This is a genomic window from Chitinophaga costaii (assembly GCF_900094705.1).
GTDB classification, from domain to species: Bacteria; Bacteroidota; Bacteroidia; order Chitinophagales; family Chitinophagaceae; genus Chitinophaga; species Chitinophaga costaii.
The window spans coordinates 323,455-349,962 of the sequence record NZ_FMAR01000004.1 but is presented as its reverse complement, the minus strand read 5'-3'; the positions used below and the strand labels follow the sequence as shown (position 1 = coordinate 349,962).

Annotated in this window: 21 protein-coding genes; 10 read left to right on the top strand and 11 right to left on the bottom strand. The window is 48.1% G+C overall.

Annotation, left to right across the window (positions count from 1 at the left end):
- Positions 1-42: 42 nt before the first annotated feature.
- A complete protein-coding gene (gene tsaD / locus GA0116948_RS08435) occupies positions 43-1,041 on the bottom strand; it encodes a tRNA (adenosine(37)-N6)-threonylcarbamoyltransferase complex transferase subunit TsaD (protein ID WP_089711032.1) in 999 nt (332 codons plus the stop codon).
- A gap of 35 nt (positions 1,042-1,076) precedes the next feature.
- Positions 1,077-2,330, bottom strand: a complete 1,254-nt coding sequence (locus tag GA0116948_RS08430) for an ABC transporter permease (protein WP_089711030.1) — start codon at positions 2,328-2,330, stop codon at positions 1,077-1,079.
- A 203-nt stretch (positions 2,331-2,533) separates the two neighbouring features.
- Between GA0116948_RS08430 and GA0116948_RS08425 the strand changes: the two genes are divergently transcribed.
- Entirely contained in the window at positions 2,534-4,117 is a 1,584-nt protein-coding gene (locus tag GA0116948_RS08425; protein ID WP_089711028.1) for a peptide chain release factor 3, read from the top strand.
- A gap of 123 nt (positions 4,118-4,240) precedes the next feature.
- Here GA0116948_RS08425 and GA0116948_RS08420 read toward each other — a convergent pair whose 3' ends face one another.
- Positions 4,241-6,160: a menaquinone biosynthesis decarboxylase gene (locus tag GA0116948_RS08420; RefSeq protein ID WP_089711025.1), complete on the bottom strand. Its 1,920-nt coding sequence runs from the start codon at positions 6,158-6,160 to the stop codon at positions 4,241-4,243.
- Between the two features lie 95 nt (positions 6,161-6,255).
- Between GA0116948_RS08420 and GA0116948_RS21235 the strand changes: the two genes are divergently transcribed.
- Entirely contained in the window at positions 6,256-6,501 is a 246-nt protein-coding gene (locus GA0116948_RS21235; RefSeq protein ID WP_165798360.1) for a hypothetical protein, read from the top strand.
- Positions 6,502-6,638: 137 nt separating this feature from the next.
- On the opposite strand, the gene GA0116948_RS08410 is transcribed toward GA0116948_RS21235, so the two are convergent.
- Together GA0116948_RS08410 and porG are read right to left on the bottom strand one after the other, a co-directional pair.
- Positions 6,639-6,863 (bottom strand): hypothetical protein, encoded by a 225-nt coding sequence (locus GA0116948_RS08410; protein WP_123891716.1) that lies wholly within the window; start codon positions 6,861-6,863, stop codon positions 6,639-6,641.
- Positions 6,864-7,215: 352 nt separating this feature from the next.
- Entirely contained in the window at positions 7,216-8,079 is an 864-nt protein-coding gene (gene porG, locus GA0116948_RS08405; RefSeq protein ID WP_123891717.1) for a type IX secretion system protein PorG, read from the bottom strand.
- 664 nt (positions 8,080-8,743) lie between these two features.
- Here porG and GA0116948_RS08400 point away from each other — a divergent pair.
- Together GA0116948_RS08400 and GA0116948_RS08395 are read left to right on the top strand one after the other, a co-directional pair.
- Positions 8,744-9,649 carry a helix-turn-helix transcriptional regulator gene (locus GA0116948_RS08400; RefSeq protein ID WP_089711017.1) on the top strand — a complete coding sequence of 302 codons (906 nt, stop codon included), beginning with the start codon at positions 8,744-8,746 and terminating at the stop codon, positions 9,647-9,649.
- Positions 9,650-9,765: 116 nt separating this feature from the next.
- Positions 9,766-10,884 (top strand): AI-2E family transporter, encoded by a 1,119-nt coding sequence (locus GA0116948_RS08395; RefSeq protein ID WP_165798361.1) that lies wholly within the window; start codon positions 9,766-9,768, stop codon positions 10,882-10,884.
- Positions 10,885-11,249: 365 nt separating this feature from the next.
- On the opposite strand, the gene GA0116948_RS08390 is transcribed toward GA0116948_RS08395, so the two are convergent.
- The 5 genes from GA0116948_RS08390 to GA0116948_RS08370 all read right to left on the bottom strand — a co-directional run bounded on the left by GA0116948_RS08390 (position 11,250) and on the right by GA0116948_RS08370 (position 19,205).
- Complete coding sequence (locus GA0116948_RS08390) at positions 11,250-14,387, bottom strand: efflux RND transporter permease subunit (RefSeq protein WP_089711012.1); 3,138 nt, start codon at positions 14,385-14,387, stop codon at positions 11,250-11,252.
- An 80-nt stretch (positions 14,388-14,467) separates the two neighbouring features.
- On the bottom strand, positions 14,468-15,583 hold the full coding sequence (locus GA0116948_RS08385) for an efflux RND transporter periplasmic adaptor subunit (RefSeq protein WP_089711010.1): 1,116 nt from the start codon (positions 15,581-15,583) through the stop codon (positions 14,468-14,470).
- 11 nt (positions 15,584-15,594) lie between these two features.
- The gene (locus GA0116948_RS08380) at positions 15,595-16,866 is read right to left on the bottom strand and encodes a TolC family protein (RefSeq protein ID WP_165798362.1); all 1,272 of its coding nucleotides are present in this window, start codon (positions 16,864-16,866) and stop codon (positions 15,595-15,597) included.
- Between the two features lie 231 nt (positions 16,867-17,097).
- A complete protein-coding gene (locus GA0116948_RS08375; protein ID WP_089711006.1) occupies positions 17,098-18,450 on the bottom strand; it encodes a sensor histidine kinase in 1,353 nt (450 codons plus the stop codon).
- Between the two features lie 59 nt (positions 18,451-18,509).
- Positions 18,510-19,205 carry a response regulator transcription factor gene (locus GA0116948_RS08370; protein WP_089711004.1) on the bottom strand — a complete coding sequence of 232 codons (696 nt, stop codon included), beginning with the start codon at positions 19,203-19,205 and terminating at the stop codon, positions 18,510-18,512.
- Between the two features lie 604 nt (positions 19,206-19,809).
- On the opposite strand from GA0116948_RS08370, the gene GA0116948_RS08365 reads away from it, so the two are divergent.
- The gene (locus tag GA0116948_RS08365) at positions 19,810-20,223 is read left to right on the top strand and encodes an EamA family transporter (protein WP_089711002.1); all 414 of its coding nucleotides are present in this window, start codon (positions 19,810-19,812) and stop codon (positions 20,221-20,223) included.
- Between the two features lie 55 nt (positions 20,224-20,278).
- On the opposite strand, the gene GA0116948_RS08360 is transcribed toward GA0116948_RS08365, so the two are convergent.
- Entirely contained in the window at positions 20,279-20,935 is a 657-nt protein-coding gene (locus GA0116948_RS08360) for a helix-turn-helix transcriptional regulator (RefSeq protein WP_205686067.1), read from the bottom strand.
- Positions 20,936-21,152: 217 nt separating this feature from the next.
- Here GA0116948_RS08360 and GA0116948_RS08355 point away from each other — a divergent pair, with 217 nt between their 5' ends.
- The 5 genes from GA0116948_RS08355 (at position 21,153) to GA0116948_RS08335 (ending at position 26,490) form a co-directional block, all read left to right on the top strand.
- On the top strand, positions 21,153-21,479 hold the full coding sequence (locus GA0116948_RS08355; RefSeq protein ID WP_089711001.1) for a HesB/IscA family protein: 327 nt from the start codon (positions 21,153-21,155) through the stop codon (positions 21,477-21,479).
- A 102-nt stretch (positions 21,480-21,581) separates the two neighbouring features.
- The gene (sufB, locus tag GA0116948_RS08350; protein ID WP_089710999.1) at positions 21,582-23,027 is read left to right on the top strand and encodes a Fe-S cluster assembly protein SufB; all 1,446 of its coding nucleotides are present in this window, start codon (positions 21,582-21,584) and stop codon (positions 23,025-23,027) included.
- A gap of 32 nt (positions 23,028-23,059) precedes the next feature.
- Complete coding sequence (sufC, locus tag GA0116948_RS08345) at positions 23,060-23,824, top strand: Fe-S cluster assembly ATPase SufC (RefSeq protein ID WP_089710998.1); 765 nt, start codon at positions 23,060-23,062, stop codon at positions 23,822-23,824.
- A gap of 8 nt (positions 23,825-23,832) precedes the next feature.
- Positions 23,833-25,143 (top strand): Fe-S cluster assembly protein SufD, encoded by a 1,311-nt coding sequence (gene sufD, locus GA0116948_RS08340; RefSeq protein ID WP_089710996.1) that lies wholly within the window; start codon positions 23,833-23,835, stop codon positions 25,141-25,143.
- A 96-nt stretch (positions 25,144-25,239) separates the two neighbouring features.
- On the top strand, positions 25,240-26,490 hold the full coding sequence (locus GA0116948_RS08335) for an aminotransferase class V-fold PLP-dependent enzyme (RefSeq protein ID WP_089710994.1): 1,251 nt from the start codon (positions 25,240-25,242) through the stop codon (positions 26,488-26,490).
- The last annotated feature ends 18 nt before the right edge of the window (positions 26,491-26,508 follow it).

Below are 26,508 nucleotides of genomic sequence, written 5' to 3'. Positions count from 1 at the left end.
TTCATAATTAAGAATTCATAATTCATAATTCATAATTCATAATTAGGTACGTGGACTCGGCACCACATCCAGCCCAACAAACTCTCCGGCCAGATACTTATAATGCGCGGTAATGGCAATCATCGCTGCATTGTCTGTACAATATTCAAACTTAGGAATAAACACTTGCCATCCTTGCGCTGCACCCATGGCTAAAATAGCCTTGCGCAAGCCACTATTGGCACTTACGCCGCCTGCAATGCCTATTTGCCGAACGCCGGTTTCCTGTGCGGCCTTCCGTAGTTTATTCAACAAAATACTAACAATCCTTTCCTGGATGCTGGCGCAGATATCATGCAAATGATGTTCAATAAATAAAGGATCCTTTTGTAAATTCTCCTGTAAAAAATACAGGATGCCCGTCTTTAATCCGCTGAAAGAAAAGTCTAGCCCAGGTATCTGTGGTTCGGTAAATTTAAAGCGGTGGGCATTGCCCAGTTGTGCATATTTATCAATTAAGGGGCCACCAGGGTAAGGTAGTCCCAGCAGCTTGGCGCTCTTATCGAAAGCCTCGCCGGCAGCATCATCTAACGTCTTGCCGATGATCTCCATATGCAGGTAATCCTTGCACAACACAATTTGGGTATGGCCACCGGAAACTGTCAGGCAAAGGAAGGGAAAAGCAGGTGTAGGAGCTTCAATAAAATTTGCCATCACATGGGCATCCATATGTTGTACGGCAATAAGGGGAAGGTTCAGCGCAAGAGCCATGGCCTTGGCAAAACAACTGCCTACCAACAAGGAACCAATAAGGCCAGGCGATTGGGTAAAAGCAATAGCCGTAAGATCCGAAGTTGCAATACCAGCTGTTTTCAAAGCCTGATCCACCACAGGCACTATATTTTCCTGGTGAGCGCGGGAAGCCAGCTCCGGCACCACCCCGCCATATTGCTCATGTACCGTTTGGTTGGCAATGAAATTGGAATAAATCCTGCCGTCTTTAATCACAGCAGCGCTGGTTTCATCGCAGGAAGATTCTATAGCCAGAATATTAATAGACATGCCCGCAAAGGTAACAAAATGTAGTATCCCAGAACTCAGTTGCTCCGGATGGCCACTACCGCATTGAGCCGGGAGGCGTTAAATGCCGGGATAAAACCTGATAATATACCGGTGATCACAGATACCAGCAGCCCCAGGATAATATTGCCCGCCGTCATGATCAGCTCAAATGAGGTGAATTTATTTACCAGTGCAGTAAGCCCCCAGATAATAAGAATGCCCAGCGTTCCGCCCACCAGGCAAAGCATGATAGATTCCAGCAAAAATTCAGACAAGATAATACGCTGCCGCGCTCCTATTGCCTTTTTCAACCCGATGATCTTGGTACGCTCTTTTACCGTTACAAACATAATATTGGCAATCCCAAAACCGCCTACAATCAATGCAAAACCGCCGATAAAAATACCGCCCAGGTTAATGTTGCCGAAAATGTCATTTAACTGGCTACTCACCGTGGATATTTCATTTAACGCAAAATCATCCTCCTGCCGGGGTTTTAACCGGTGACCCGCCCGTAGGGTGCCTCGTAGTTCATCCTTTAGTTGCTCCACCGGCGTGCCGGCCCTGGCTTTAGCCATGATAAAAGGATCCGCATTTTGCCGCTCGTCTACGATGGTGCGGCCAAAGAAATAAGGTACGATCCCTGAATTATCGAAATTAATGCCCCCTACCAGGCTGGAACCCTTTTTTACCAGCGTACCCACCACCCGGCAGGGACGACCGGCAAACCGGACTATTTTACCGATGGCCTGCTCCGGCGTGGAAAATAACGCCTCCCTTACATTGCCCCCTATTACCACCACATTGGCCCCGCTGCTAACCTCCATTGGAGAAAAATAACGGCCACCATTAATTTTCATTTCCTGGATATGGTCAAAATCCTGGGTCACCGCATCCATCTCCACCTGGTCTACATAAGCATCCCCATATTCAATTTTTTTGCCCGAAGCCGAAAACATGAAAGTAATAGCCTCCGCCCCCGACACTTTAGCCTGCAAGTTTTTTAACTCGGCATACTTGGGTTCCGGCCGGTTCATGTACTTCCACCAGGGATACTCTCCCCCACCGCCCCATGGCCATTTCTGCACATAGATCACATCACTGCCCAGGGCTGCCACGTCCCGGCGCACATTGTATTCAAGACTGGCGGTAAGGGTCAACACGGCCGTAATGCAGAAAATGCCAATCGTAACGCCCAATAACGACAAAAAGGTGCGGAGTTTATTGGCCCACATTTCCTGCACAGCCATCACCAGGCTACTGGATAAAATCTTCAGGGTGGAGAACATGACCAAATTTACTGAAAAATGAATAATGTATCCCCGTTATATGTCTATGTTACGCAAGCGGTTAAAATGAGCCGCCAGAAAGGGCTTACAAGAAAAGATTAGCATAAAAACAACCTGCCCCCACCCCTCCTGCCACCGCATGCGGAATACCACCTACCTAATACTTGATACATTTAAGTACCTTTGCACCTATTTTTAAAACAATGAAGTACGACCTCGAGATCGATAAAAGGAAAACATTTGCCATTATCGCCCACCCGGATGCCGGTAAAACCACGCTCACAGAAAAGTTCCTCCTGTTTGGCGGCGCTATTCAGACAGCCGGTGCGGTAAAATCCAACAAAATTAAGAAACACACCACCTCCGATTTCATGGAGATTGAACGCCAGAGAGGTATCTCGGTGGCCACCTCCGTGATGACCTTCGAGTACCGCGATATCCTGGTGAACCTGCTGGATACCCCCGGTCACAAGGATTTTGCCGAAGATACCTACCGCACCCTTACCGCAGTAGACAGCGTTGTGCTGGTGATAGACTGCGTAAAAGGCGTGGAAGAACAAACCGAACGCCTTATGGAAGTATGCCGTATGCGGGATACCCCGGTGATCATTTTCGTAAACAAAATGGACCGCGACGGTAAAAATCCATTCGACTTGCTGGATGAACTGGAAGAAAAACTCAACATCCGCGTACGCCCCCTGAGCTGGCCCATTAATGGCGGCACCGATTTCCGGGGCGTGTATAACCTTTATGAAAAAAGCTTCGTAGCCTTTGCCCCCAACCGCAAAGCTACCGACGAAGACATTGTTCCCCTCCCCGACCTGCGCAGCAATTTTGTAGATGAATACTTCAATGAAAAAGACGCCAGCCAGCTGCGCAATGATGTGGAACTGATAGAAGGCGTGTATGATGAATTTGACAAACAACCTTACCTGGAAGGCAAACTGGCCCCGGTGTTTTTTGGCAGCGCCGTAAACAACTTCGGCGTGAAAGACCTGCTGGACGCCTTTGTGGAAATAGGCCCCGCACCCCGCAACAGACCGGCCAACACCCGCGAGATCGATGTGCATGAAGACAAATTCAGCGGGTTTATTTTTAAGATCCATGCCAACCTAGACCCCCGACACCGCGACCGTATCGCGTTCCTCCGCGTGTGTTCCGGCAAATTCGAAAGGAATAAATTCTTCCACCATGTACGCTTAAACAAGGATGTACGTTTCGCAAACCCTTACAGCTTCCTGGCCCGGGAAAAAAATATAGTGGACGATGCCTTCCCCGGCGACGTAGTAGGCCTGTTCGATACCGGCAACTTTAAGATCGGCGATACACTCACGGAAGGTGAAAACTTCTATTTTACTGGTATCCCAAGCTTCTCTCCAGAACTGTTTAAGGAACTGGTGAATAAAGACCCGCTTAAGACTAAACAACTGGAAAAAGGCATCAACCAGCTTACCGACGAAGGCGTAGCCCAGCTCTTTACCCAACATGGCGGCAACCGTAAGATTATCGGCTGCGTGGGCGACCTCCAGTTTGAGGTAATCCAATACCGGCTACTCCAGGAGTACGGTGCCTCCTGCGTTTTTAATAGCCTCCCCTTCTTCAAAGCCTGCTGGATTACTGGCCCAAAAGACAAGGTGGAGGAATTTATCCGCTTTAAACAGGCCAATGTGGTAACAGACAAAGACGGCCACCTGGTATACCTGGCCCAGTCAGAATGGTATCTCAACACCGAGCGCGCTAACAACCCAGACATTGAGTTCCACTTTACCTCCGAAATTCACAAATAAGACGATCTTATAAAAACAATGCCCGGACAAATTTCGTTGTCCGGGCATTTTTATAAAATTATTTCATCAGCCTTTCCCGGAAGAGCCAGGAACACGTACCCCACCCCTACACTGCTCCGCGCATTATCCCACATTCACAATGGCTTCGGTGCCATACATCTGCTGCTTATACTTATGCGAGGGAGATGCTACAAACCCGCCCAGCCCTAGAAAAGGCCATTTGGCATCTACACTGGCAATTGTTTTATCATCTGCCACGATAATATTGGGCCAGTCGCGCTGGAAGTTGTCGAACGCTTTTGTTTTCAGCGTGCCATCCAGTCCTATGCCACTCACAGTTTTACCATCGGCATTGGTATAGCGCACCACAAAGTTATCCCGCTTAGGATCCAGGTTATTACAGAAGCGCCATAGCGAAGATGCCAGGTCATTCACGTCTACCGTATGCTCTAAGTAAAGAATCATTTTTATGCCTTGCACGGCGGGCAGTTTATACAGCGCTTCATTCAACGCAGCAATGTGGCCTAAACGATTCTTTTCCACCGCCACCAGCAGGCAGGAAATATCCGCCGCCAGTAAGGCTGCATTCACCCCTTTAATCTCCGGGAAGCTAGCCCGGAGGGCGCTTACATCCAGTGTTCCATTGTAGCGCACATAGGTTTCATCACCTGTTTCTTCTTCAAATTTACGGGTGCCGTCTATGCACATTTTACCGCCAAAACCCATCTTGGAGCAGGAGTGGTCCAGCACATCCATAGGCCCCTGGCTAAAATAAATATCCCGGCTGGGGTCCAGGTGGCGAAACAGGTACTGCGCCAGTTTTTTGTAATCATGCAGGCCGCATTGCTCATCAGTTACCACCAGTATTTTGTTAAACATCATTTGCCCCGCGCCCCACATGGCGTTCATGGTTTTCTGGGCCTGGCCGGCGTAGTCTTTCTTGATCTGGGCAATCACCAGGTTATGAAACACACCCTCCACAGGCATTTCCATGTCTATGATCTCAGGCACCAATGTCATTTTAATGGGAGCCAGAAATATCCGTTCCGTGGCTTTGCCTATCCAGGCATCTTCCTGCGGCGGAATACCCACGATGGTGGCTGGATACACCGCATCTTTACGATGCGTTATAGCCGTTACATGAAAACGCGGATACCAATCTGCCAGCGAATAATAACCGGTGTGATCGCCAAAAGGTCCTTCCCATACCGGTTCTTCTTCCGGCAATACATATCCTTCTATCACAAAATCAGCATCTGCCGGCACTTCCAGCTCGGGTTGGGTAATGCATTTTACCAGCTCTACTTTTTTCTTGCGCAGAAAACCGGCTAGCATATATTCATCTACGTTCTCCGGCAGAGGCGCCGTGGCAGAATAGGTATACACCGGGTCGCCGCCGAGGATAACGGCAACGGGCATACGCTTATTCAGTTTTTTATATTCGGAAAAATGTTTGGCAGATACCTTGTGTTTGTGCCAGTGCATACCCGTCATGTCTTTTTCAAATACCTGCATACGGTACATACCCACGTTGCGGGTGCCGGTATGAGGGTCTTTGGTGTGGATAACCGGCAGGGTAATGAAAGGACCTCCATCTTTGGGCCAGCAAGTAAGTACGGGCAGCTTTCCCAAATCGGGACTGGCCATCACTACTTCCTGACAACTCCCCTTGCCGCTTACTATCTTGGGCATCCAGGAAGCAAACTGTCCCAACTTAGGCAGCATGGATAATTTATCGAGTATGCTTTCCTTGGGTTTGGAAAGCAATTTAAACAGGTTTTCAATTTCCTTGGCTACATCATCTAGCTCGCCCACACCCAGGGCCAGGCACATTCTTTTATAACTGCCCATGGAATTGATCAGCACCGGGAAGTCGTAGCCGGTATTTTCAAATAGCAGGGCCTTGCCGCCACCAGGCTGCTTGCTAACCCGGTCTGTAATTTCCGAGATCTCCAGGTGAGGATCTACATATTCCTTGATCCTTACTAACTCGCCTGCCGCTTCCAGGGTATCGATAAAGTGCTTCAGATGCTTGTACGCCATAATAGCGCAAAAGTAAGCATTTGAGTACAGAAAACGGAAGCAGCCTGTAACGCAGAAAGGCCGGAACGTTTTACACATTCCGGCCTTTCTGCTATTTGGAAAAAATCACCATCTTCTATAATAATGTCCACGCGATCTTTCTCTTACCATTACCACATTATCACAATAGTAGCGGGGGCGCGGGCGATAATAAGTCCTTACATATACCGGTGCGGGTGCAGCCACCACAACGGGCACAGGACGGCAATAACGCGGCGCCGGCGCATAATATACCGGAGGCGGCGGAGGTGCTACCACAACCGGAACAGGTATGCGAGGAACCGGTAAAGGGATATGTATAGCGGCATGGATAAATACCTGGGCAACGCTCCGGCTGCTAACAGCCAGACCAGCGATCAGGAATGTAAGGAAGAATACTTTTTTCATCACAGCTGAATTTTAATGTTGCTTAAATAAATAGGTGTATCCGGTTAATAATTTAGCGATGGTAATGATGTACGGTATGCGGTCTTGGATGATGACGGTAATGATGGTAATGATGATGATAACGGTGATGCACCGGGTGCGGTGGCCGTCCCGGACGCGGATGTGGCGGCACAGGAAATCCAGCAGGATGCGGAGGTGCCGGTGGCCGGTGTTGTGCATTCGTTACCGCCGTAATGGCAAATAGCAGGAAAGTAACCAGGAATAGGATGCGTTTCATATAAAATATTTTTTAGGCAATACAACACAAAGTTTGATGCAACCAACCACCCTCTATACCTGCATACCATCTCCCTGATGGTCGCACTGGCAAAGACTTTTAGCCAGTTACAAACTTTTTGTTTTCCTGTCTGATTAGTAATAGGCCAAAAGCATGCCAATAGAAAAAATCCGCCTTAAAAGCAGCTTAAATTGCAGCCTTACATGGCTGCACGTAAAATAAAGGAGGCACAAGGCAGGTATGGCCGGTTATAAAAGTTATTTAATATCAAAGGGTAACATGCTAACCGGCAAAAATAAAAGTGGTGTAAGAAATCTTTCCTTACATCACGAAAATAATATTGAAACCGCTTTTAAAACTTCGGACAGGAGGAAACTTTTTGTTTGCCCCAATGACCATACCCGTTTTTACTGCCAAAGCGGTACGTAACCGTAAGGCCGGAAAAGCTGTACCAGTCTTTTTGTTTTGGATTACCCCGCACGGTGCCATCTGGGGGATAAGTCCCAGGTGTATTATTCTTGGTGACTTCGTCGCCGCGATAAGCAAATTGGGCAGCGGTAGCGCCGCGCTCATAGAGCAACGTGTTTTGGTCTACATAGGTTTTGCTCACGTCATCAATATAATCCGTGAAAGTTTTGCGCAAACCTACCTCCACGCCCATCATAATCCGCTCGGAAACCATCCATTTAAAACCTATACCAAATGGTATAGACACTGCAACCAGATTATACATGGAACGGTCTGGATATTGAGGCAAACCTTCCCCTTCAGTGGAAAGGCGGCGAAGCTTAATGGTATTGCCCGCAGCGTCGCGGGTAGTAGGATAAAAGCTAAACAAGCCTACACCGGCAAATACATAAGGCGTAAAACCCGTTTCTTCAATATCCAGCAGATTACCCTCCGCAATAAGGCTTCCTTCCCATATCGGGGAACGGAAACTCAAATTGCGCGCCTGCAAGTCCTTCGCACTGTTAGTACTATCCGCCCCGGATACACGTCCATAGTAAAGGCCCAGGCGCAAGGTCAGGTGGGGATTGATATCGCGTTTAATCATGAGTCCTGCTGAAAATCCGGTGTATTTGAAATCTATCCGCTTTTCAGCAAGATCGCCACTATAATTGCTGGCGCCCAGGAAAATACCGGCATGCCAAGACTGTGCTATCCCGTAATGGGAAATCAATACAAGTACCAGTAATAAGACGGGGAACTTTTTCAAAGGAATTTTGATTTAGCGTGATATGGCTGACCAGATATAAACGCGTCTATCATCAAAAAATTATACGGGTACAGCCGGGCGCTAAATTAATCTTTTCTGCCAAAAAACACTCCCGCCCGCTCATCCGCCCCTGCTTCCTGGCAAGAATGCATTCGTCTATGAATTATTAAGAAGTAAGTCATACAACCACATCACCTAGCTCTCACTGAAAATCCGCCACAGTGGTAGGATCCCTTAATGCATTACAAAAAAATAAAATGTAAATAAAAAATAATACTTAAATTTTAATTATGTTTTGACGTCTATTTTTGTTGTCTGCTTTATCTATTTTAATAAAATAGTGAACCTAAAATACGCTATTTTGTTATGCAGATTTTTCTGGCTTCCACCTCCCCACACGCCTGTTGATGACTGATTTTCGCTAAGTTACCTATTAAAAAAGACAGATCTGACAACTATATTACATATATATTGTTCTACCAACCTATCCTGACACATGTACGAATTGTTTTATTATTTGATGCTAATATGTTTAATTTGTACGTAAAGTTTTAAAAATAACCCTCGATTTGTTATCCGTTTAATATCCGTTTAGTTACCTGGTTTATTGATCAATTCTGTTCCGCAACGATTATTGAAAAGCATCACGCAAACGCATTTATTTATGGGGACCATTAAACCCAGCACACAACAACAGCATTGGAACATGGTGTACAAGGCTATCAATTTTGCCGACAACCATCTCTCCGAGCCTATCACGCTTAAAGACGCTGCGGCCAATTTATACATGTCGTACAGCCACTTCTATCATGTTTTCGAAAAATTGGCAGGAGAGCCTTATGGCCATTATATTAAACGCCATCGCCTTGAAATGGCAGCCGGCCTGCTGCGGTATGCAGGTTACAGTATTGGCGAGGTAGGCGAACGTTGTGGATATGCCACCAAAGCTTCATTCTCAAAGGCGTTTGCCAGCTATTTCTCCAACAGTGCCACCGACTTTCGCCGCCTGCGCGAGCTGCAAAACGAAAAAAGAACCCTGCACCTCACCGCCAGCAAAATAGCGCCCTCCACCCAGCCATTTTTTGAGAACCAAATCGTGCAGGAGGTGACGCTGCCATCCTTCATCTTATATTATGACCTGGTACCCCGCGAAAACGACCCCATTGGCCAATTAGTGCAGGGGGTGCCACAATATGATCACAAGTTCCACGAAATCCTTGAAAAGATACAATTGCCCAATGCCCGGGTAATTACCGGTACCCTGGATGCTATACCTGTGACAAACTACGAGCAGTTGTATATGTATTTTGGCCTGCTGGTTCCGGTACAGGAATTGGCCGCCCATCAATACATCCGGTCCACTTACCAGGACCAGCTCCTCAGCAAAGAGCTGGCGGGTGGGCGCTACCTGCAGGTTACGGTACAAACAAACTTCGTGGTGGCTGGTATGCAACTTTATGGCCTCATTGAGCGGATACACACAGAGGGATACTATAAATTAAGCAGTAACAATTTTTTCCTTGGAATTATTCAACCAGGTACTTACGAACTGAATGTTCCCGTGATCTAAGCCGGCTGGCAAACGGCACAGATATTGTAAAAATCGGTCATTGTCCATTTCTTCGGACAATGACTTTTTTATTGTACATTCAGCTAGGCTGTTTAAAAAATCTCCAAATACACTGTATGAATGAAGTAAAGCTCCCCTTCAATGCGCGACTCACGTATACACTTTTATCCCTCATTTTAATCGTTTTTATTGCCCATATTGGTCAAAGCATTATTGTGCCATTGATCTTTGCCTTCCTGCTGGCGGTCATGTTGCTACCCCTGTCTAATTTTCTGGAGCGCAAGGGCTTTCCTCGCTGGCTGGCCGCGTTGGTCAGTTTGTTTGTCTTTATATTTGTGCTGATGGCTATTATCAGCTTGCTGGGCAGTCAAATGGCTTCCTTCATATCCGACTTCCCCGCCCTGCAAAAACAGGTGATGCAAACGGCCTCCTCTGCTCAGCAATGGGTATGGCGCCACTTTCATATAGATGTAGTCCGGCAAACCAACTATCTGGAAAAGGCTGCCCTGGGCACCCTGGGTTCCGCCACTACCTTTATCAGCGAAACCTTTTTATCCATTTCGGCATTGCTCATCTTCTGCGTGTTCGTTATGCTATATTCCTTCTTTCTCCTGCTATACCGTTCCCTGCTGCTTACCTTCCTCGTAAAGTTGATCCAGGAACAGCACCGCGACAAATTACTGGATATAGTAGCCCAAACCCGCTATATCATTAAAAGTTATGTTAGTGGCCTGATGCTGGAAATGCTGATCGTAGCTGTGCTGAACTGTGTACTATTTACCATCCTGGGTATAAAGTATGGGCTACTGCTAGGTATTATGGCCGCCATTTTTAACCTGGTGCCTTATCTGGGTATTTTTACCGCCATTATTATTAGTATGCTAATTACCATGACCACCGGCCCCATGCTAGGGGCTATCCAGGTAGGCCTGGCCCTGTTCCTGGTACACCTGGTAGATTCTAATATTTTACTGCCCCGCATTGTGGGGTCTAAGGTGAAGATAAATGCACTGGTAACCATCATTGGCGTGGTACTGGGTAATATGCTATGGGGCATTTCCGGCATGTTCCTGGCCATTCCTATCATCGCCATCATGAAAATCATCTTTGAACACATCGATTACCTGAGCGCCTGGGCCTTACTGCTTGGCGACATGCCCCACCCACGCAAAACCGACGTAAAGACAGTGCCAGCAGATAAATCAAATGTGAAGGAAGACAACACTACCTTATAAACGCCGCAAATTTTTAATTGATAAATATAAATCCAGCCCACAAGCTGGATTTTATATTTTAACCACTGGCAATTATGCTTTTTTGCCACTACCCCAGCCTTGTAACTTGAAAATCATACCCACTACCCAACTTTCGTTGCCTTAATCATTGGCGCAGGCAAGGATCATTTTATATACTTACCACGCTACTTAACGGCTGCCGCTAGCCTTACACTATCCGGCGGAGAGATAGCCTGCTCCCTTCTTAAGACAACTAAGCTGCACTAACTGTCACAGACAACCCATTCCTTCCATCCGCCCGAAATCAAAAAGGGCGCCTCTTACAAGACGCCCCTTTTTTCACTCAAATTGTATGGCTTACATTTTTATGCTTTCTTAGCTTGTACCGGCTCATTGTCGCGCACTACATGGCGATAGCTCCAGTAGAACACGATCGGGAATACAAACAGTACAAAGATGGAATTGGTGATTAATCCTCCGATAACCACACGGGCCAACGGACGGGCCGTTTCGGAACCAATACCATGGCTGATGGCGGCAGGCAGCAGGCCTATGGCGGCCATCATGGCCGTCATGATAATAGGTCGTATCAAGGCCTCCACGCCGGAGCGGATGGCCGTCTGCAAATCATGCTCGTCTGTAAGGTGCATGGTACGCATATTTTCCTTAAAACGCGACAACAAGATTACCCCGTTCTGCACACAAATGCCAAACAAAGCGATAAAGCCTATACCCCCGGAAATACTGAAGTTGATACCCGTGATCCAAATGGAAAATATCCCACCGATAATAGCAAACGGCACGTTGATCAGCACCAGGCCCGCATCTTTAAAGGAACCAAACAGGATATAAAGGATCAGGAAAATGAGCAACAGGGAAATAGGAACCACTTGCGTAAGGCGTTTAGTAGCACGCTGCTGGTTCTCGAAATCGCCTGCCCATTCCAGGGAGTAACCTTTCGGTATATGAATGGCGGCATTTACCTTAGCCTGTGCCTCAGCAATGGTGCTACCCATGTCGCGGCCACGCACGGAGAACTTAATGGCCCCATAACGCATGTGCTTGTCGCGGTAAATTATGCTAGGCCCCAGGATATGCTGCACGTCGGCAATTTCCTTAAGGGGTATTTTGTTCCCGCGAATGGTGGGTACCATCAGACTACCGATGGCATCTTCATTCTCCCTGAAGGCTTCCGGGTAGCGAATGCGCAGGTCAAAATAACGCTCGCCTTCATAAATACGGGTGGCAGACTTACCCCCAATGGCCATTTCAATCACACTGTTGGCGTCTTCGGTGGTTACACCGTATAGCGCCATTTTTTGCTGATCGAGGTTAATACGCAATTCCGGCTGACCCAGGTTGCGCAAAATGCCAAGATCCGCGATGCCAGATACTTTTGAAAGAATGGCCTGTATGGAATCTTCTTTTTCTTCTACCAGTTTAAAGTCGTCACCAAAGAGCTTCACTACAATAGAACCTTTCACACCAGATACCGCCTCTTCCACGTTGTCGGTAATCGGCTGCGAGAAGTTGAGGGAAATACCGGGCAGGTCGGCCAGGCGTTTGTTCATACGGTCTATCAACTCTTGTTTGGAAATGTGGCTTTTCCAATCGTCTTCAGGGTATATATCCACGTGAAACTCCATATTGTAAAAACCGGTTGCATCGGTACCATCATTAGGACGGCCAGTTTGCGACATCACTTGTTTTACTTCAGGGAATTCGATGAGGCGTTTGCGGATCACGTTGGCCAGTTTCACCGACTCGTCTAGCGAAGTACTGAGCGGCCCGGTGGCGCGGATGTAAATAGCGCCTTCATTGAGCTGTGGCAGAAATTCTGTACCCAGAAAGGAAAAGCAGTACAGCCCCCCCGCCAGAACAATCATAGCAATAGGAAACACCACCTTCCTGTTACGGAAGCTGGCGTTGAAGGTGCCCAACACCACGCGGTGAATGAAGCGGATGAATACCGTGTCTTTTTCCCGTACGTTTTTGCGAAGCAATACACTGGCCAGGGCCGGCACCAAAGTAAAGGTGAGGATCAGAGCACCCAGCAGCGCAAAACCCAATGTCCAGGCCAGCGGCGAGAACATTTTACCTTCCACTTTTTCAAAGGTAAAAATAGGCAGCAAGCCGGTAATGATAATCATCTTGGCGAAGAAAATACCTTTACCGTTTACCAGGCTGGCCTTGCGGATCATACCCAGTTTACTCAGCTTGTTAAATTTCTCCATACCATCCTTGTGTGCACGGTGGTCCAGCATCACGAAGATGCCCTCCACCATTACCACCGCCCCGTCTATGATAATACCGAAGTCTATCGCCCCCATCGATAACAGGTTGGCCGACATGCCTTTTAACTTCATACACACGAAAGCAAAAAGCAATGCCAGCGGGATGATCAGGCCCACAATAAAGGTGGTGCGCCAATCGGCCATGAAAAGGAATACAATGACCGTTACGAAAATGATGCCTTCCAGCATATTGTGAATAACGGTATGTAAAGCAAAGTGGATGAGGTCTTCGCGATTATAAAATGGTTTGATCTTTACGTCGTCAGGTAATATCTTTTCATTCAGCTCGTCTACTTTCAGTTTCAGTGCATCGATCACATTAGAAGGGTTTTCGCCCTTCCGCATTACTACAATGCCTTCCACCACGTCGTTGTCTTTATCACGACCTACTTGCCCCAGGCGGGGCAAGCTGCTGATAGCCACATCGGCTACGTCTTTCACCAAGATGGGGGTGCCGTTAATGTTGTCTACAATCACGTTCTTGATCTCGTCTACACTGTTCAGGATACCAATGCCGCGTACCACGTAAGCCTGCCCATTTTTCACAATTACATCGCCCCCTACGTTTACGTTACTTTTGGAAAGGGCCTCAAACATTTCCTTGGCGGAGATATTGTACTGCACGGCCTTGTCGGGGTCCATGGTTACCTGGTAGCTTTTTACCGAACCCCCAAAGCTCACAATGTCTGCCACACCAGGTACGGCCAGCAGGTTGCGCTCCACCACCCAGTCCTGCACTGTCTTGAGCTCCTGCGTGGTGAGTTTGTTGCTGGACAGGGAATAGCGGAATATCTCACCGGTAGGACCATAAGGCGGCTCAATTTCAGGATCCACACCATCCGGTAGGTCGGCCGAGGGCAGGTTGTTATTTACCTGCACGCGGGCAAAATCGTCTTTAATATCGTCGTCAAAGATCACTTTCACTACAGAAAGTCCGAACAGGGAAGAAGAACGGATGCTGGTTTTGCCCTGGTTACGGTTCATGGCAATCTCAATGGGACGGGTCACAAATTTTTCCACTTCCTCTGCGGAACGGCCTGGCCATTGGGTAATGAGGGTCACCGAGGTATTCGTTACATCCGGAAAAGCGTCTATGCCGATCTGGTTGAAGCTAATAAAGCCCCATACCGCCAGCCCGAGCGCCGCCGCAAAAACGAAGTATTTATTCTTTAGCGAAAATGCTAATACTGCTTTTATGACTTTGTTCATTGTTCGTTTGTTTTGTGGGAAGCCTGCCTGGGCATGGCGCGCAGCGAAGAAACACTACGCCCCTGCCGCATTCCAACGGATTATTTTTTCAGCGACTCGTAAATGAATACCTGGCGGGAAGCAACTATTTCATCGCCTTCTTTAAGACCACTGGTTACATAAGCACGGTCTTCCACTGTACGGCCCACGGTAATTTCACGGACGGCCACTTTAGGTTCGCCGTGCGTGAGTACCAGCACGTATTGCTTATCGTTGTCGAAGATGATGCCCCGGCTAGGAATGCTCACGCCTTCTGTACTGGCATGCCGCTGGGCTTTTACGCTGACGAACATTTCGGGTTTCAGCAGGTAATCAGGATTGTCTATGCTCACCCGGGCTTTCATTACTTTATTATCCGGATCCAGCACGTTGTACACTTTCTGCACTTTACCATTAAATATTTTGTCGGGGTAAGAGAGGGTGGTGATGGCTACATTATCGCCTTCCCGCACATTGGCAATGTCAGACTCATACACATTGATCATGGCCCATACCGTATGCAGGTTCGCAATTACAAAAATGGGCTCGGTATTATCGGGACGCCACTGCATGTGCTCTGCACCGGAACGGGCTATCACGAAACCCGTGATGGGCGATTTCACCAGGTAGTCCGACTTGGCATTGCCACCACCATTAATGGAAAGCACGGTGCTGGAACGATTTAGTTGCGCCTCAGCGGTGGCGTAGGCGGCACGGGCTTCTTCCAGTTCTTTCTGGGAAGAGAGGCCACTTTTATAAAATGATTCAGCCACATCAAGATTGCGCTTAGCCGTAGCCAAGGCGTTTTTATTCACCGTTTCATCGGCGGTATAGCCTGCCATTTCTGCGGAATGCAGCACGGCCAGGGTTTGACCAGCAGTAACCAAATCGCCGGATTGCGCCTTCATATTAGTTACTACACCACTTACCATGGGGAATATACGGGCCACTTCGTCTTCATTGGGCGCTATCTTACCGGTAAGCGACACTTCGCTTTCGATAGGATGGGCGGTAGCGGTGTCTATGCGTAAACTGTGCAACAGGGAGTCTGTCAGTACCCAACCTTGTTCCTCGCCGCTTTCTTCCGGCTTGTGCGATGTACAGGCGGTGAGTGCGGCGGCTAGTAGGCCTATACCTAATACGGAAGTAACGATGTGTTGTTTAAAAATATATGGCATGAGGATGCATTTTAGAGTTGAAAAATGGAGGAGCCTGTGGAGTAGTTCACGTTTTCCAGCGCCTGGAGTTCGTTGTAGCGAAGGTTGTTGAGTTTCAACACCGTTTCACGATAAGAATCGTAGAGGTCAATGAACTCTAGCAGGTTCAGGTTATGCGCCTGGAAGTTTTTTTGCACTTCCCCCAGCAAGTGGTTATAGTCACTGGCAAAAGCCGGATCTACCTGTTGCAGCATTTGCTGGGTGCGGAGGGCCTGCTGATAGCTATCCATCACGTCATGCTCTAATTGATCCTGGGTGCCTTGCAGTTGTAGTTTGCTGCTCTCCAGGGAAGCATGGGCCATTTTAATATTACCCTGGTTGCGGTTCCAGGCCGGTACCGGGATGGAAAGCGAAAGGCCATTATAGTTAGGGCGGAAATTACCCTGGCGGTCGTAGGTAAGCCCCACGGCTACATCAGGTATGGCCAGGGAACGCTGCAAGCGCAAATTCAGGTCGTTGTAGTTCACATTTTCCTGCGCCATTTTTAGATCGTAGCGGTTGGCGCGGGCGCTGTCCAGTAGCTGCGGATAACTAAACACTGTAACAGCAGGTGGTTGCAGCGCACCATCGGGCAGCACAGGCTTCACCGGCGTGGTGGCTGGTATACGCAGCAGTTGCTGCAAGTCGCTCAGTGTGGATTGAAGATCCTGGTGGGCCTGCGCCTCATCGCTTTGCAGATCGTAGAGCAAGGAGCGGATGCGCAACACATCTTTAAGGGACACGTTGCCTTGCTTTAGCTGGTCTTCAAATGCATGTAATATTTTTTGCAGGGAAATGATCTGCTCCCCATAAAGATTAATGGATTGCTCAGCGAAATACAACCGGTAGAAATCATCCCGCAGGGTGAATCGCAAGGTGCGGAGCAGGTCGTAAAACTGATACTCCGTCATCCGGGAGCCGCTCTGTGCCACCTTTACCGCCCGGTTACGCTGGCCGGCAATCTTAAATACTTGCGACAACTGCGCCGCTCTTTCTCCTTCGGAAGAGAAATCCAGTACCCGGCTGTTGTTCTGGTTATACAATACGTTTTCCAGGTAAAGAGTGGGATTATCCCAGAGACGGGCTGTAACGATGGTGGCCTGGGCAGAGTCCAGGCTGTAGCGTTGGGCCAATAAGGGAATGTTCTTTTGCAAAAGCTGCTGTTCTGCCTGCGGAAGCGTCAGCGATAGCGTATCTGCCTGCTGGGCCATGCTGCGCTGAAAGCAAAAGACTAAGGGAAACAATATTAAAAAGCGACAGATCATACGTATACTAATTTCGGACGCAAAGATCATATGCAATAAGTTGTGATGTATTAAAACAGCATTAAAAAGCTATTAAAAAAGAATGTTAGCTTTTAATTAACAATGTTTTGGTAGAATATGATAATGAATTATCACAATGGTTTGTAAATAGCTACTATAAATAACGTATGCCATCAAAAATTAGTTGCAGCTTCCGGGGATAAGGAGCAAATGCTGGGATTGGCTATTCAATTATTTAAACCGTATATGAAACACACTCCCCACCCCCGGCTCACTCTCCACTTCAATTTTTGCGCTATGCAGCTCCAGTATTTTCTGCGATAAGGCCAGCCCAATCCCATACCCGTCGTAAGCATAGGCATTGGGTGCGCGAAAAAGCGGCAAAAAAATATTTTTTAAATCCCCGGGGGCAATGCCTATACCCTGGTCGCGAATCTCTATATGCAATTGCGGCTCCAGGCGCAGCGTTACTGTTACCGGTTTATAATCGGAGAATTTAAATGCGTTCTTAAGAATATTCTGGAAAGCTAGTTCCAGCAAGGCCTCATTACCCATTACACTCAGAGGCCCTGAATCTTCCGGCAGGTTCTCAAAATGAAGCTGCACCAAGCCTGGTGGTTTTTCCTTAGCCCATTCAATTTGCAATGCAATGAGCAGCTCATCCAGGCGGATGGCATAAGGTGCCACACCGGGCAGGGAAAAATCTGTTTTGGTAAGCTGCAGCAGTCCATCAGTTATACTTTTGAGTTTCACCGATTCATCTAACACAGAATGCAAGGTTTCCAGATAAACCTCCGGCTGCCGGGATTTCTGCAAGGTCACCTCTATTTCACCAATGATGGTGGTAAGGGGAGTGCGCAATTCGTGGGAGGCATTGCTTACAAAAGACCGCTGCGTATTAAACGCCGCCTCCAGGTGGGCCAGCAGTTCGTTAAAATTAGCCGCTAGCTCGTCTACTTCATCTTTATTGCGCGCCCGCCGTACGCGGTGGTGCAAATTGGTGGCGCGGATACGCTGTACCTGGCGGTTGATGTTGGCAATGGGCTGCAAGGCCCGGAAGGCAAACCATTGCCCGGCAAAAAAGATGAGCAGCAGGCTTAAGGCAAAGGTGCTGATCAGGATGGCCAGCAAGGTGTGCAACTGCCGCCTCCCCGCCACGTCCGGGGCAGTTACGATCACCACGTAATTTCCCTGATTATCGGTATAGTATATGCCTACCGCCGGCTGGTCGTTCACCCTGAAATATAAAAGCCGGTCTTTCCGGACAGCACTGAGTAAAGACAGTTTCCAATTATAATAGGTATTGTCTATAAATACGGCTTTATTCGCATCATCATAAATATTACTGACTTCGTCGGGAATGCTGTTAAGGTATTTTTTTTGAATTTCCTGGAACTTGCGCTTGGCCAATTCGTCTTTTTCCAGGTACACCTGCGCCGTAATCAGGGCGCGGTCTTGCAACTGCCCGTAAAAAGACGTAGCAATGTAGTGAGAGGATAAAAAGTAAATGAGGCTGAAAATGGCCAGCAGCAATACCCCGCAGATCAGGGCAAACTGTAGCGACAGCCGGTGGCGAATTTTCATAATGGCAATGCTTTCGACCGGGTGAATGACTACAGTAAGGAAGTGTTAATGGCACAGCATCAGGCGGTAGCTCCTTTTACTTTCAGCACATACCCCATACCCACTACGGTGTGGATGAGGCGTTCGCCCGTGAAGCCTTTTTCAATCTTATTCCGCAGGTAATTTACATAAACGTCTATAGTATTGGTACCGCTATCGAAGTCTAGTCCCCACACTACTTCCGCTATGTAAGCCCGTGATAATACTTTCTGGGGATTGCGCATAAACAGCTCCAGCAAAGCATATTCCTTGGCCGTCAGCACAATTTCTTTGCCTTCTCGGTGGCCCATTTTTGTATGGGTATCAAGTTGCAGATCTTCAAATTCCAGCGTTACTTTTTCCGCCTGATCCTGGCGGTAACGGCGGCGGGTAAGGGCCTGGATGCGGGCCAGCAGTTCGGAAAAATGAAACGGTTTAGACAGGTAGTCGTCTGCCCCTGCATACAAACCATCTACCACATCGTTGGTGGCGCTCAGGGCGGTGAGCATGAGAATAGGCGTTTGGATATTCTGCCCACGGATGCGCTTACACAATTCTAGGCCATTTAATCCGGGCAACATCACATCCAGAATTAACAAGTCATACGAGTGCTGGGCTACAATCTTCTCTCCGGCAAGGCCGTCGTAGACCACCTCCACTTGGTGCTGTTGTTCTTCCAGCCCACGTTTTATAAAAGCCGCCACCTTTGGCTCATCTTCGATCAGTAGTATTTTCATGGGTAAGCTTTCTCCAGTGCTAATTAATCAACCTGGCATCAATTTCCAAAAATGATAACGCTTTTCAACACTTTGTCAGACAGCAATTTACCCAGATAGTTTAGTATTTCCAGTAAATGGGGAGAAGTCTAATGCCGCTCTAATTTAAAGCCATAACACCGCTAACTTGCTGCTAATTCTTCACGATCAATTATTTGTATTACTTCGGATGTACAGGGCAGTTATTAAAAAAAACAACATATTACCACTGTCCAGCTAAGCCAACAATGCAAGAATACCCAATCATTTAAATCTCAGTAAATTGATATTCAATAATATATTTAAAGTTACTTACAATAGTATTCCAAATTAAATTATGAGTTATAGCCGGTTACACATCCAGGACATTAAACCACCATGCCCCCTTATTCCTGCCCATCAATGGTCATTATGGATAAGCTGGTGCGCATTATCATGGTTTATACGCAGCGTTACCTGAATAGTGCCTGCAAGATGCCATGCTTTATCCAAGACATGAAAAAACTAGCCTAAAGTCTTCAGGCCAACTCCATAATCCCGCCTTATATTTGTGCTACTGGCCTACTTTTACTTAAATAACATTTCCATGTGGTGGCGCTACGCATTACTCTCCGCATTCTTTGCCTCCCTCACGGCCATTCTGGCAAAAAAAGGGGTGACAGGCATATCTTCCGATCTGGCTACCGCCATCCGCACGGTTATCATCCTGGTGATAGCCTGGGGTATTGTACTGGCCCGCAATGAGGAGAAAGGACTGCCCTTACTGAGCCGGAACAACTGGATCTTCCTATTGCTGTCCGGGGTGGCTACCGGCCTTTCCTGGATATTTTATTTCAAGGCCCTGCAATCGGGCAAGGTTTCACAGGTAGCGCCGCTGGATAAGCTGAGTGTGGCGATCACCATTGTGCTGGCGGCCATTTTTCTCCACGAAACAATTACCATTAAAACCGCCATCGCAGCCATACTTATCATTTCCGGCACCCTGGTTCTCATCTTTTAAAACTAAAAAGCCCGTTCTCGGAATAACGGGCCACTATCTTCCTATTCAGGAACTATTAAGCTGTTACCGCCAATGGCGCTACCTCGTATACGCAGCGGCGGTCGCCGCCTACGATATGATGTTTACGGGCAATGGTAGCCAGCCCACCCATAATTTGTTGGAATATACGGAGTTCAGACTCACAGATACCGGGGCATTCTTTGGCGGCGGAGCAGATGGGGCAATGGTTTTCGATGAACAGGTAGGCATCCCCATGTGCCTGCCATTCCGCCAAAAAGCCTTCCCGGCTACGGATGGCGGCAAACTGCTCCAGCCTGGCAGGAATATCATCTATGCCTGCCAGCTGTTCCATGTATTTATCTGCCGCCAGCTTCTCGCGGGCATTCATTACTTGTTGCAGGGCCTCATCGCCCAGAAGTTGCTGAATGGTTTGAATAAGCTGTATGGATAGATCTGCATGGGCGTCGGGGAAGCGCGTATGGCCGGCAGCCGTAAGTTGCCAGCTTTGCACCGGGCGGCCTACGCCCCGGGATGCCGCAGTTTCGGCCTGTACCAAACCAGCGGCCGCCAGCTTTTGCAGTTGCAACCGAGCGCCTTCGTGGGTGATGCCCAACGACTGCGCCACGGCAGCAGCCGAAAGCGGACCTTTGGTCTTCAACAACATTAAAAAACGCTCGGCCGTATGCAGGTGCATGGCAATATAATTTTCCAAGTGAGTACTTGTATTATTCTCAAATGTCGTAAATTTGTATCAGTTTAAAAAATACTGTAAGGCACAACACTTATAGCCCAATCGATACTCCCTATATTATTATACCGGGAAAGATTGTAGCTTTGTCGCCTTGTAGTACCGGATGATAAATTTCAATATTTTTAATATGAATTTACCTTCCGGTTTTAGTCTGTTTCTAACTTAAAAAACGGGACATATGATAACGATATCAACAAAAGCCCAGGATTACGTAGTACGGCAAATGGCGCAGGAAGGTGTAACAGCAGACGCATTTTTGCGGGTAGGTGTTAAAGGAGGTGGTTGTTCCGGCCTGGAATACCAAATGTCGTTCGACACCAACCTGAAAGACAGCGACCAGGTATTTGAAGATAAAGGCATGAAGATAGTAGTAGATATGAAGAGTCTTTTATATCTCTACGGCACGGAGCTAGATTACTCAGATGGTCTTAATGGCAAAGGCCTGGTGTTTAACAACCCCAATGCTACCCGTACCTGTAGCTGTGGCGAAAGCTTTGCAGTGTAGTACAATATGAACAGCCGCCATTCATCTTTTAGTGCGGCGGCACACCTGGTTCCAGCAAGGCATTCCATTTTGCCGGCGCCCAAATGATTCCAAGAAGAGAACATGAAAAATAGCAACGATATCATCGACGACATTGCGAGTAAAGAGTACGAGTTCGGCTTTACGACGGATATCGAAATGGAGATTGCGCCTAAAGGGCTCAGTGAAGATACCATCCGTTTCATCTCCGCCAAAAAGAACGAACCCGAATGGTTACTACAATGGCGCCTGAAGGCCTATGCCGCATTTCTCAAAATGAAAATGCCCGCCTGGCAACATTTTGATATGCCGCAGATCGACTTTCAGAATGTATCTTATTATGCCGCACCCAAGCAAAAAAAGCAGCTTAACAGCCTGGATGAAGTAGATCCGGAGTTGCTGGCTACTTTTGCCAAACTGGGTATCCCGCTTAATGAACAGAAAATGATGACAGGGGTGGCCGTAGACGCCGTATTCGACAGCGTTTCCGTAGCCACCACGTATAAAGGTAAGCTCAAAGAACTGGGCATTATCTTTTGCTCCTTTGGCGAAGCCGTACAGGAGCATCCCGAATTGGTAAAGCAATACCTGGGTTCTGTAGTACCCCATTCCGACAATATCTTCGCAGCACTGAATGCAGCCGTATTTTCCGACGGCTCTTTCGTATACATTCCAAAAGGCGTTCGCAGCCCCATGGAATTGTCTACTTATTTCCGCATCAATGCCGAAAACACCGGCCAGTTTGAACGTACCCTGATCATAGCCGACGACGATGCATATGTGAGTTACCTGGAAGGCTGCACCGCCCCCCAGCGCGATGAAAACCAACTGCACGCTGCTGTGGTTGAAATTGTAACGTTGGAACGCGCAGAAGTAAAATACTCCACCGTACAAAACTGGTACCCTGGTGATAAAGACGGTAAAGGTGGTATTTACAACTTTGTTACTAAACGCGGCATCTGCCGTGGCGCACATAGCAAAATCTCCTGGACGCAGGTTGAAACGGGTTCTTCCATCACCTGGAAATATCCTAGCGTAATCCTGCAGGGCGACCATTCACAGGGAGAATTTTACTCCGTAGCCGTAACACGCAACCGCCAGATAGCCGATACCGGCACCAAAATGATACATATGGGCAAAAATACCCGTAGCCGTATCATTTCCAAAGGCATCTCCGCCGGCCATGGCGATAATAGCTACCGTGGCCTGGTAAAGATAGGCCCGCGGGCACAATCCGCCAGAAACTTTACGCAGTGCGACTCCCTGCTGATCGGTGATCAGTGCGGCGCACACACGTTTCCTTATATTGAAAGCCGTAATAATACCGCCACCGTGGAACATGAAGCCACCACGTCCAAGATCGGGGAAGACCAAATCTTTTACCTGAACGCACGCGGTATAGACACCGAGAAGGCCGTGGCCCTCATTGTAAACGGTTATGCTAAGGAAGTACTGAATCAGCTACCCATGGAATTTGCGGTAGAAGCTCAAAAATTGTTATCCATCACCCTCGAGGGTAGTGTGGGTTAAAGAAGCAAAAAACACAAGCACAAACAAGTATTATGTTATCAATTAGAAACCTGCATGCGGAAGTTGAAGGTAAACAGATTCTTAAAGGTATAAACCTGGAAATAAACCGGGGTGAGATCCATGCCATTATGGGTCCCAACGGCTCCGGCAAAAGTTCCCTGGCCTCTGTACTGGCGGGTCGTGAAAACTACACGGTAACGCAGGGCGAAATAATTTTTGAAGGACAGGACCTCCTGGAAATGGCTCCCGAAGTACGCGCCCGTGAAGGTATCTTCCTGGCTTTCCAGTACCCGGTAGAAATTCCTGGCGTGTCCAATATCACTTTCCTGAAAACTGCCGTGAACGAAATGCGCGCTTACAAAGGCCTGCCGCCCATGGAAGCCCGTGATTTCCTGAAATATACCAAGGAAAAACAGCAACTGGTAAGCTTCGACGCCAACCTGATGAACCGCTCTCTGAATGAAGGTTTTTCCGGCGGCGAAAAGAAACGCAATGAAATTCTGCAATTGGCCATGCTGGAGCCCAAGCTCTCCATCCTGGACGAAACAGATTCCGGACTTGATATCGATGCCCTCCGCATTGTATCCAATGGCGTGAATAAACTCCGGAACAGCGACAACGCTTTCGTGATGATTACGCACTACCAGCGCCTGTTGGAATACATCGTGCCCGATTTCGTGCATGTTCTGTACAACGGACAAATCGTAAAAACCGGCACTAAAGAACTGGCGCTGGAGCTGGAAGAAAAAGGATACGACTGGCTGAAAGAAGCATATCACCTGAAAGAATCTGTTTAATCTGTATCATGACAAACGAGGTAACCACTCCATTTTATAATTACATCGTGGATGGCTTCCCGGGTTTCCTGGATGCCACACCAGGCAATTTTTTGCCACTGCGCGAAGAAGCTTTTACCCGCTTCAAAACGCTGGGGCTGCCTACCACGAAAGCGGAAGACTGGCGTTATACCAACGTACAGTTATTCCTTAAAGATCCCTTCACCTTCTCCCCTGTTGCCGGCACGGTAACGGAAACGCAACTGGCACCCGCCAGCATTGTAGGCCTGGATGCCTACCGCGTGGTGCTGGTGAATGGCCATTTTCAGGAAAACCTTTCTACCTTACCTGCTATTAAAGGCGTTACCATAGAGCCCCTGGCTGCTGCGGCCACCCGCCCGTTGGTGCAGGAACACCTGGGCCAGCACATTCACCTACAGGATCAGCCCTTTGCAGCACTCAACACCGCCCTTTTTACCGGTGGACTGTTTATAGAAGTGGCAGCCAATGTGATTGTAGACAAACCCATATACCTGCTAAACGTTTATACCACTACCCATAAAAACGCCTTTATCCAGCCCCGCAATCTCTGGATAATCCATACCAATGCGGCCCTGGAAATCGTAGAATCTGTACTAGACCTCAGTGATAATGGTATTGTACTGGTTAATGGCGTTACGGAGACTATCGTAAAAGAGAATGCAGAATTTTCTCACTACAATCTCCAAATGGCGGCAAAAGATGGCCGTTATATTCACTACACGGCTACTGAACAGGAACAGTATAGCCGCTACCATCATTTTAACTTTACCCTGCCTGCGGCTTCCTTCACGCGCAATAACCTGAGCGTAGCGCTTCATGGCAACTACACCGAAAGCAATATGCTCGGCCTGTATGTAGCCAACGATGCGCAGCACGTAGACAATCATACTTTTGTAGATCACCTGCGGCCTAATTGCAATAGCAATGAGTTGTACAAGGGGGTACTGCTTGATAGCGCGAAGGCCGTATTCACCGGTCGTATTCATGTAAACCAGATCGCACAAAAGACCAATGCATTCCAGCAGAACAGTAACCTGCTGCTGAGCGACAAAGCCGACATCAATTCCCAGCCACAGCTGGAAATATATGCAGACGATGTAAAATGCAGCCACGGATTTACCGTTGGGCAGTTTAACCAGGAAGCCCTGTTTTACCTGCGCAGCCGGGGTATTGGCGAAGAAGCCGCCCGCAATATGCTGGTGGGTGCCTTTGCCTACGATATCACCGACCAGGTAAAAATACCGGCAGTACAGGATTACATCATTTCGCATATCGAAGAATCCATCGTAATTAATTAAGGCCTGTAGCTTTTAGCTATTAGCTTTTAGCCGTTAGCGAATAGTTGTTAGCAGCCAAAGCTGACCACTAAAAGCTAACCGCTAAAAGCTTTTTTTATGATATCATCTGCTACCGACACCGCTCCCCTCGCATACGATGTAGCGCGCTTGCGCCAGGATTTTCCCATCCTACGCCAACAAGTGTATGGCAAACCGCTCATTTATTTAGACAGTGCCGCTACTACCCAAAAGCCCAACATCGTGCTGCAAACGCTGCAGGACTATTACACCGGCTATAATAGTAACGTACACCGGGGCGTACACCATCTTTCCCAGATAGCCACCGAGGCTTACGAAGAAAGCCGCCGTATCATTGCCCGTTATATCAATGCAGCCCATAACCATGAGGTGATCTTCACCAAAGGCACTACAGATAGCATTAACCTGGTGGCCAATGTATTTGGCCGCAAGATCATCCGCAAGGGCGATACTGTGATCATTTCCGCCATAGAACATCACTCCAACATTGTACCCTGGCAGATCGTTTGCGAAGAACGCGAAGCCACACTGCGCATTATTCCGGTAAATGAGCGCGGCGAACTGGAAATGGAAGCCTACGAGGCCATGCTGGATGATACGGTGAAAATTGTAGCCTGCACCTACGTATCCAATACCCTTGGCACCGTAAATCCTGTGCAGGACATCATTCGCCTGGCCCATGCCAAAGGCATTCCTGTGCTGCTGGACGGCGCTCAGGCCATTCAGCACAGACAAGTAGATGTACAAGCGCTGGACGTAGACTTCCTCGCCTTCTCCGGCCATAAACTATACGGCCCTACCGGCATCGGCGTGCTGTATGGCAAGTCTGAATGGCTCAACAAACTGCCTCCTTACCAGGGCGGCGGCGACATGATCAAGACCGTTACGTTTGCCAAAACCATTTATAACGAACTGCCCTATAAATTTGAAGCCGGTACGCCCGATATTTCCGGTGCTATTGGTTTGGGGGCGGCTGTAAAATACGTGCAGGGCATTGGCGTGGCCAACATTGGTGCCTGGGAAACACACCTGCTCCAATACGCCCTGGAGGCGCTTTCCAGCATAGATGGCATCCGTTTCATTGGCCAGGCCAGCCACCGTGCAGGAGCCATTTCTTTCCTGGTAAAAGACATTCACCCTTACGATCTCGGCGAGCTGCTGGATAAGCAGGGCATCGCTGTACGCACCGGCCACCACTGCACAGAACCTATTATGGACTTCTTCAAAATACCCGGTACCGTACGCGCCTCCTTTGGCCTGTACAATACCACCGAGGAAATAGATCACCTGGTAACTGCGGTAAAAAAGGCCGCAACAATGCTGGGGTAATTTCCAACTAACGCTAAC

Coding starts and splice junctions, on each gene's coding strand:
- GA0116948_RS08410 (WP_123891716.1), bottom strand. CDS start 6,863: ATGAAACGCATCCTATTCCTGGTTACTTTCCTGCTATTTGCCATTACG.
- GA0116948_RS08365 (WP_089711002.1), top strand. CDS start 19,810: ATGTGGTGGCGCTACGCATTACTCTCCGCATTCTTTGCCTCCCTCACG.
- GA0116948_RS08380 (WP_165798362.1), bottom strand. CDS start 16,866: ATGATCTGTCGCTTTTTAATATTGTTTCCCTTAGTCTTTTGCTTTCAG.
- GA0116948_RS08400 (WP_089711017.1), top strand. CDS start 8,744: ATGGGGACCATTAAACCCAGCACACAACAACAGCATTGGAACATGGTG.
- GA0116948_RS08390 (WP_089711012.1), bottom strand. CDS start 14,387: ATGAACAAAGTCATAAAAGCAGTATTAGCATTTTCGCTAAAGAATAAA.
- GA0116948_RS08395 (WP_165798361.1), top strand. CDS start 9,766: ATGAATGAAGTAAAGCTCCCCTTCAATGCGCGACTCACGTATACACTT.
- GA0116948_RS08355 (WP_089711001.1), top strand. CDS start 21,153: ATGATAACGATATCAACAAAAGCCCAGGATTACGTAGTACGGCAAATG.
- GA0116948_RS08370 (WP_089711004.1), bottom strand. CDS start 19,205: ATGAAAATACTACTGATCGAAGATGAGCCAAAGGTGGCGGCTTTTATA.
- sufD (WP_089710996.1), top strand. CDS start 23,833: ATGACAAACGAGGTAACCACTCCATTTTATAATTACATCGTGGATGGC.
- GA0116948_RS08425 (WP_089711028.1), top strand. CDS start 2,534: ATGAAGTACGACCTCGAGATCGATAAAAGGAAAACATTTGCCATTATC.
- GA0116948_RS08385 (WP_089711010.1), bottom strand. CDS start 15,583: ATGCCATATATTTTTAAACAACACATCGTTACTTCCGTATTAGGTATA.
- tsaD (WP_089711032.1), bottom strand. CDS start 1,041: ATGTCTATTAATATTCTGGCTATAGAATCTTCCTGCGATGAAACCAGC.
- sufC (WP_089710998.1), top strand. CDS start 23,060: ATGTTATCAATTAGAAACCTGCATGCGGAAGTTGAAGGTAAACAGATT.
- GA0116948_RS08375 (WP_089711006.1), bottom strand. CDS start 18,450: ATGAAAATTCGCCACCGGCTGTCGCTACAGTTTGCCCTGATCTGCGGG.
- sufB (WP_089710999.1), top strand. CDS start 21,582: ATGAAAAATAGCAACGATATCATCGACGACATTGCGAGTAAAGAGTAC.
- GA0116948_RS08430 (WP_089711030.1), bottom strand. CDS start 2,330: ATGTTCTCCACCCTGAAGATTTTATCCAGTAGCCTGGTGATGGCTGTG.
- GA0116948_RS08335 (WP_089710994.1), top strand. CDS start 25,240: ATGATATCATCTGCTACCGACACCGCTCCCCTCGCATACGATGTAGCG.
- GA0116948_RS08420 (WP_089711025.1), bottom strand. CDS start 6,160: ATGGCGTACAAGCATCTGAAGCACTTTATCGATACCCTGGAAGCGGCA.